Origin of the sequence: Sporichthya brevicatena (genome assembly GCF_039525035.1) — a bacterium.
Classification (GTDB): Bacteria; Actinomycetota; Actinomycetes; order Sporichthyales; family Sporichthyaceae; genus Sporichthya; species Sporichthya brevicatena.
In genome coordinates this window covers 1-6164 of the sequence record NZ_BAAAHE010000065.1, presented here as the reverse complement: position 1 = coordinate 6164, position 6164 = coordinate 1, and the positions used below count along the sequence as shown (strand labels likewise).

At 72.1% G+C, this 6164-nt stretch carries 6 protein-coding genes; all 6 read right to left on the bottom strand.

The window, feature by feature from the left end; translation table 11 throughout:
* On the bottom strand, positions 1 to 1019 hold a 1019-nt coding region (locus ABD401_RS24570; protein ID WP_344609779.1), incomplete at its 3' end, for a protein kinase domain-containing protein.
* Positions 1020 to 1026: 7 nt separating this feature from the next.
* Positions 1027 to 2484, bottom strand: coding sequence for a peptidoglycan D,D-transpeptidase FtsI family protein (locus ABD401_RS24565; protein WP_344609777.1), 1458 nt, complete (start codon positions 2482 to 2484; stop codon positions 1027 to 1029).
* Positions 2481 to 3887 (bottom strand): FtsW/RodA/SpoVE family cell cycle protein, encoded by a 1407-nt coding sequence (locus tag ABD401_RS24560; RefSeq protein WP_344609775.1) that lies wholly within the window; start codon positions 3885 to 3887, stop codon positions 2481 to 2483. Before ABD401_RS24560 ends, ABD401_RS24565 begins: the two co-directional genes overlap by 4 nt.
* Positions 3884 to 5308, bottom strand: a complete 1425-nt coding sequence (locus ABD401_RS24555; protein ID WP_344609773.1) for a protein phosphatase 2C domain-containing protein — start codon at positions 5306 to 5308, stop codon at positions 3884 to 3886. Before ABD401_RS24555 ends, ABD401_RS24560 begins: the two co-directional genes overlap by 4 nt.
* On the bottom strand, positions 5305 to 5781 hold the full coding sequence (locus tag ABD401_RS24550) for an FHA domain-containing protein FhaB/FipA (RefSeq protein WP_344609771.1): 477 nt from the start codon (positions 5779 to 5781) through the stop codon (positions 5305 to 5307). Before ABD401_RS24550 ends, ABD401_RS24555 begins: the two co-directional genes overlap by 4 nt.
* A 10-nt stretch (positions 5782 to 5791) precedes the next feature.
* Positions 5792 to 6164: FHA domain-containing protein (locus tag ABD401_RS24545; protein ID WP_344609769.1), on the bottom strand; the 373-nt coding region annotated here is incomplete at its 5' end.

Below are 6164 nucleotides of genomic sequence, written 5' to 3'. Positions count from 1 at the left end.
GGTCCCGCGCCCTCCGGCCCGGGGTCCGGGCGGGGCGGCGCCGGCGGGGTGTCGGGCCCCGAGCGGCCGCCCGAGCGGGTGCGCCGCGTCCAGCGCGCCGCGGCCACCTGGACCGCGGCGGGGTCGACGGCGGGCCCGAGCGCCTCGGCGACGACCTCCGCGGTCTTCGGGTTGGCCAGGTCGATGCGCAGCGCGAGCAGGCGCTGGGCGAGGTCCGCGGCGCTCTGCGGCCGCTGCGCGGGGTCCTTCGCCAGGATCGTCGCCACCATCCGGTTCACCGCCGGCGGCACGCCCTCGATGGGCGGCGGCTCGTTGTGGAGGTGGGCCATCGCGACGGCCAACGGGTTGTCCCCGGTGAACGGGCGGCGCCCGGCCAGGCACTCGTAGAGTACGACGCCGAGGGCGTAGACGTCGGAGGCCGGCGCGGCCCCGGACTTGGTGGAGATCAGCTCCGGCGCCAGGTAGTGCGCGGTGCCCATGACCGTGCCGCTGCGCGTGAGGGGGAGGGCGTCGCCGGCGCGGGCGATGCCGAAGTCGGTGACCTTGACCGTCCAGGACGGCGTGATGAGCAGGTTCGCCGGCTTGATGTCGCGGTGGATGACGCCGGCGGTGTGCGCGACCTGCAGCGCCTGGGCGGCCTGGGCGACGAGCTCGAGGGCGCGGTCGATCTCGAGACGGCCCTCGCGCTCGATGATGTGGGAGAGCGGCTCGCCCGGCACGAGCTCCATGACGATGAACGGGACGCTCGCCCCGCCGGCCGGCGCCTGGCCGAAGTCGTAGACCTGCGCGATGCCGGTGTGTACGAGGGCCGCGGTGTTGCGGGCCTCGCTGCGGAACCGCTCGAGGAAGATCTCCTCGTCGGCGTACTCGGGACGCAGGACCTTGACGGCCACCTTGCGGTTGAGGACCTCGTCGGTGCCCCGCCACACCTCGCCCATGCCGCCCCGGGCGATCCGCTCGTCCAAGCGGTACCGCCCGCCCAGCATGGGGCGGTTGTTCGGCTGGGTCTCGCCGGTCATGGAGTGTTCACCGCCCGAGGATCGCCTCCATGACCGCGCGCGCGATCGGCGCCGCGAGCAGGTTGCCGCCGACCTCGATCTGGCGCTCCGAGCCGCCGTTCTCGAGGACGACGGCGATCGCGATCTTCGGGTTGTCCGCCGGCGCGAACGCGACGAACCACGCGTGGGGGTTGCGGCCGTTGCCGACCTGCGCGGTGCCGGTCTTGCCGCCGACGCGGACGCCGGAGATGCGGGCGTTGCTGCCGGTCCCGTTCTCGACGACGGAGACCATCATCGAGGCGAGGTCCGCGGCCACCTGGGGACGCACCGCGCGGCCGAGCTCCTCCGGGTCGGTCCGGGAGAGCACGTCGAGGTCGGGCGCGCGGACCTCCTCGACCAGGTACGGCTTCATCAGCACGCCCTGGTTCGCGATCGCGGCGACGACCATCGCCATCTGCAGCGGCGTCGCGCGGACGTCGAACTGGCCGATCGCCGACTGCGCGGTCTGCGGGGCGTTGAGGTCGTTCGGGAAGATGCTCGCGACGACCGGGATCGGCACCTCGTAGCGCTCGCCGAACCCGAAGGCCTCGGCCTGCTCGCGCAGCACGTCGTCGCCGAGGTCCATGCCGATGGCGCCGAACGTCGTGTTGCAGGACTTCTCCAGCGCCCGCTTGATCGTCGTCGTCTGGCTGCCCGGCGTGCACGTGCCGGAGAAGTAGTTCGGCAGGTCGACGTTGGTCAGGGGCAGGTCCAGCCGCGCCGGGCCGGGCACCTCGCCGTTCACCGTGTACCGGCCGGAGGACAGCGCCGCCGCCGCGGTGACGAGCTTGAACGTCGACCCCGGCGGATACGTCTGGTTGAACGCCCGGTTCAGCAGCGGCGACTGGTCGTCGGAGTTGTAGCGCTGCCAGGCGTTGGTGACCTTCTGGCCGTTGTGGTCGGCGAGGTCGTTCGGGTCGAACGACGGGCTGGAGACCATCGTGAGGATCCGCCCGGTCGCCGGCTCGAGCGCGACGACGGCGCCGCGGCGACCGTCGAGTCCGCGGTACGCGGCCTTCTGGGCGTCGGCGTTCAGCGTCAGCTTCACCGAGCCGCCCTGCGTCGACTCGCGCGTCAGCAGGTCCACGATCCGGCGGACGAAGAGGCGGTCGTCGTTGCCCGACAGGATGCTGTCCTCGGAGCGCTCGATGCCCGAGCGGCCGAAGATGTGCGAGTAGTAGCCGGTCGCGAACGCGTAGATCTTGCCGTCGGCGTAGATCCGCAGGTACTTGAGCTTGTCGCCGGTCTCGCGGGAGAACGCGATCGGGTCGTTGGCGACCAGGATCGCCCCCCGCTGCCGGTCGTACTGCTCGAGCAGCACCCGCGCGTTCTTCGGGTCGTTGCGGTACTCGTCGGCCTTGATGACCTGGATGAAGTTCAGGTTCAGCAGCAGCAGAACCATCAGCAGACCGCACGCGGCCGCGACTCGTCGAAGCGGTCGGTTCACGGCTTCACCACCATCGTCTCCGCCTCCGTCGACGGGGTGGGCGGCGGCGCGGGCCGGCGGGCGGCGTCACTGACCCGCAGGATCAGCGCGACCAGCGCCCAGTTCGCGACCAGCGAGGAACCGCCGTAGGACAGGAACGGGGTGGTGAGACCGGTGAGCGGGATCAGCCGGGTGACGCCGCCGACGACGACGAACACCTGCAGCGCCACGATCACGGCGAGGCCGGCGGCGAGGAGCTTGCCGAACGAGTCGCGGGCGGCCAGCGCCGTCCGCAGACCGCGGTGCACGATCACGCCGTAGAGCACGATGATCGCCATCAGGCCGGTGAGGCCGAGCTCCTCGCCCCCGGTCGCCAGGATGAAGTCGGTGTTCGCGTACGGGACGATGTTCGGCCGTCCCTGGCCCAGGCCGGTGCCGAGGATCCCGCCGGTGGAGAACCCGAACAGGGACTGGACCAACTGGTAGGACGCGTCCGAGACGTAGTCCGGGTCGAACGGGTGCAGCCAGATCTCGACGCGGCGGTGCACGTGCGCGAACTGCGAATAGGCGAAGTACGCGCCGGAGACGAACATGACGACGCCGAACAGCAGCCACGAGGTGCGCTCGGTCGCGATGTAGAGCAGGACGACGAAGACGCCGAAGAACAGCAGCGAGCTGCCGAGGTCGCGCTCGGCGATCAGGATCATCAGGCTCGCCGCCCAGGCCACGATGATCGGACCGAGGTCACGGCCGCGCGGCAGGTCGATCCCCATCACGCGTCGGCTGGCGAGCGCGAGCACGTCCCGCTTCACGACCAGGTAGCCGGCGAAGAAGACGATCAGCAGCAGCTTCGCGAACTCACCGGGCTGGATGGAGAAGCCGGAGAACCGGACCCAGATCCGGGCCCCGTTGACCTGGGAGTACTGCGCGGGGAGCAGGGCGGGCAGCGCCAGCAGGACGAGGCCGGCCGCGCCCGCGGTGTAGGTGTAGCGCTGCAGCACCCGGTGGTCGCGGATCGCCACGAGCACCGCGACGAACAGCAGGATCCCGATCGCTGCCCAGATCAGCTGGATGCCGGAGTCGCCGCGGGGGGCGAGCGGGCCGAAGGAGCGCTCGGTCGGGTTCTTCTCGTCGAGGTCGAGCCGGTAGATCAGCGCGAGCCCGAGGCCCTGCAGGAGCATGACGGCGGGCAGGACGAGCGGGTCCGCGTACCGCGCGAACTGACGTACCGCCAGGTGCGCGACCAGGCAGTAGGCGCCGAGCGTCGTCGCGTACCCGGCCAGGCCGGGGGGCCACTCGTCGGTGACGCCGTAGCCGGCGTTGGCGTACGCCGCGACGGAGATGCCCCACGCGAAGACCAGGAGGAACAGCTCCGTCGTCCGGCGGCTGTTGACCTGGGAGGCGGCTGGTGCCGGAACGCTCATTCCGTCGGCACCCTCTCGGGCAGCGGGTCGCCGCACGCGTCGGACACCGGCTGGCCGATCTCGGGCGGGGCGGTCGCGCCGGGGCTCGCCGACTCGCTCGCCTCGGCCGACGGGTCGGGCGAGGCGGTGTCCTCGGGCGAGGGCTCGGGCGTCGCGGAGGGGCTCGGCGACGGGCCGGCCCCGTCGGTCTCCTCGGTCTCGTCGTCCGGGCTCGGCGTGGGGGACGCCGCCGCCTCCGCCTCGGCGCGCGCCGTGCGGCACGCCGCGGCGGCGGCGCGGAGGTTGTCGACGACCTTGCGGGCCTCGTCGAGGTTGTCCGCGAAGATCGTGTCCTCGACCTCCGCCCGGTCGTACGGCGGCAGGTCACGCAGTTCGATGTCCTGACGTTCGTACGGGCTCGAGAGCGAGATGCCGAGGATCTTCTGGGACAGGCCCTTGTAGATGGCCACCCGGTCCGCGTCGGCGCCGACGTAGTACTGCTTCTGGGACCACGCGTAACCGCCCCAACCACCGGCGATCACGGCGAGCACGACACCGACGATCAGAAACCGGACCCAGAGGGTCCCGAACCACCGGCCGCGGCCGCTCGCTTTCTCCAGGTCCGGCAGCGCGGAGAGGTCGATTTCCGACGTGGAGCCTGACTCCGGCCGGTGGCGCCCGGCCGCGGCGCCGACGACGACGGGGAGGTCGGAGGACCCGGCCTCCACCTCGACGACGTCGGCGACGATGCAGGTGATGTTGTCCGGCCCACCGCCCTGCAGGGCGAGCTGGACCAGGGTCTCGGCGGCCTCCTCGAGCGTGGTGCCCGTGAGCGCGACCTGCATCTCGGAGTCCGGCACGACACCGGAGAGCCCGTCGCTGCAGAGCAGGTAGCGGTCACCGAGGTGGACCTCGCGCACCGACAGGTCGGGCTCGGGGTTGCTGCGTCCGTCGAGCGCGCGCAGCAGGAGCGAGCGCTGCGGGTGCACCGCCGCCTCCGCCGCGGTGATGCGGCCCTCGTCCTGGAGCTGCTGGACGAAGGTGTGGTCGTGGGTGATCTGTTGCAGGACGCCGTCGCGCAGCAGGTAGGCGCGGGAGTCGCCGATGTGCACGAGGCCCACCCGGCGGCCGGACCAGAGCATCGCCGTGAGCGTCGTGCCCATGCCGTCGAGCTGGGGGTGGCGCTCGGCCATCTCGTTGATGGCGTCGTTGGCCTGGTTGACCGCGGTGGCCAGGGCGTCGAGCAGCTCGGTGCTGGGGACGTCGTCCTCGAGCGTGGCCAGCGTCGCGAGGGCGACCGAGCTGGCCACCTCGCCGGCGGCGTGGCCGCCCATCCCGTCCGCGACGGCGAGCAGCGAGGGCCCGGCGTAGCCGGAGTCCTCGTTGCCCTCGCGGATCAGGCCGACCTCGGAGCGCGCCACGTAGCGCAGGGAGAAGGTCATTTGCGCAACTCGAAGGCGGTCTTGCCGATGCGGATCGGCACGCCGATCGCGACCGGCGTCGGCTGGGTCACCCGGTCACGGTCGAGGTAGGTCCCGTTCGTGGAGCCGAGGTCCTCGACCAGCCACTCGCCGTTGCTCGGGTAGAGCCGGGCGTGCCGGTTCGAGGCGTAGTCGTCGTCGAGCACGATCGTGGAGTCCGGAGCCCGGCCCAACGTCACCTGCGCCTCCGTCAACGCCACGGTCGTCCCGGTCAGCGACCCGGCCGTCACGACCAGCTTGGACGGCGTGTTCCGCCGGTTGGGTTTGATCTTCACCGGCTTGGCCGGGCGGGGTGCCGGGACCGGCGCCGGTCGCACGCTCGCGGGGCGGACCCCGAACAGGTCCGAGCGCATCACCGAGATGGCGGTGAGGACGAACAGCCAGAGCACGGCCAGGAACCCCAGCCGGATGACGGTGATCGTGAGTTCGGACATGGGAGGCGGCTTACCCGGCCGGCAATCGGAACACCAGCACGGTGTCGCCCATGCCGATCCGGGCGCCGTCGGTCAGCTCGACGCGGCCCACCGGCGCGCCGTCGAGCGTCGTGCCGTTGGTGGACCCGAGGTCGACCAGCATCGGGGCGTCCCCGAGCTGGATCTCGGCGTGCCGGCGCGAGACCCCGGCGTCGTCGATCCGCAGGTCGACCTGCGTTCCGCGGCCGAGGACCGTGACCGGGCGGACCAGCGGGTGCTTCTCGCCGTTGACCTCCAGGTACGGGACCACGGCCCGGGCGTGCGCGATCTTCTCCGTCTTCTCGGCCGCGTGCGATCGCGCGGGCCGGGCCGGCGGCTGGGCGGCCGGGGGCTGGGCGGCCGGG

Coding starts and splice junctions, on each gene's coding strand:
- ABD401_RS24560 (WP_344609775.1), bottom strand. CDS start 3,887: ATGAGCGTTCCGGCACCAGCCGCCTCCCAGGTCAACAGCCGCCGGACG.
- ABD401_RS24555 (WP_344609773.1), bottom strand. CDS start 5,308: ATGACCTTCTCCCTGCGCTACGTGGCGCGCTCCGAGGTCGGCCTGATC.
- ABD401_RS24550 (WP_344609771.1), bottom strand. CDS start 5,781: ATGTCCGAACTCACGATCACCGTCATCCGGCTGGGGTTCCTGGCCGTG.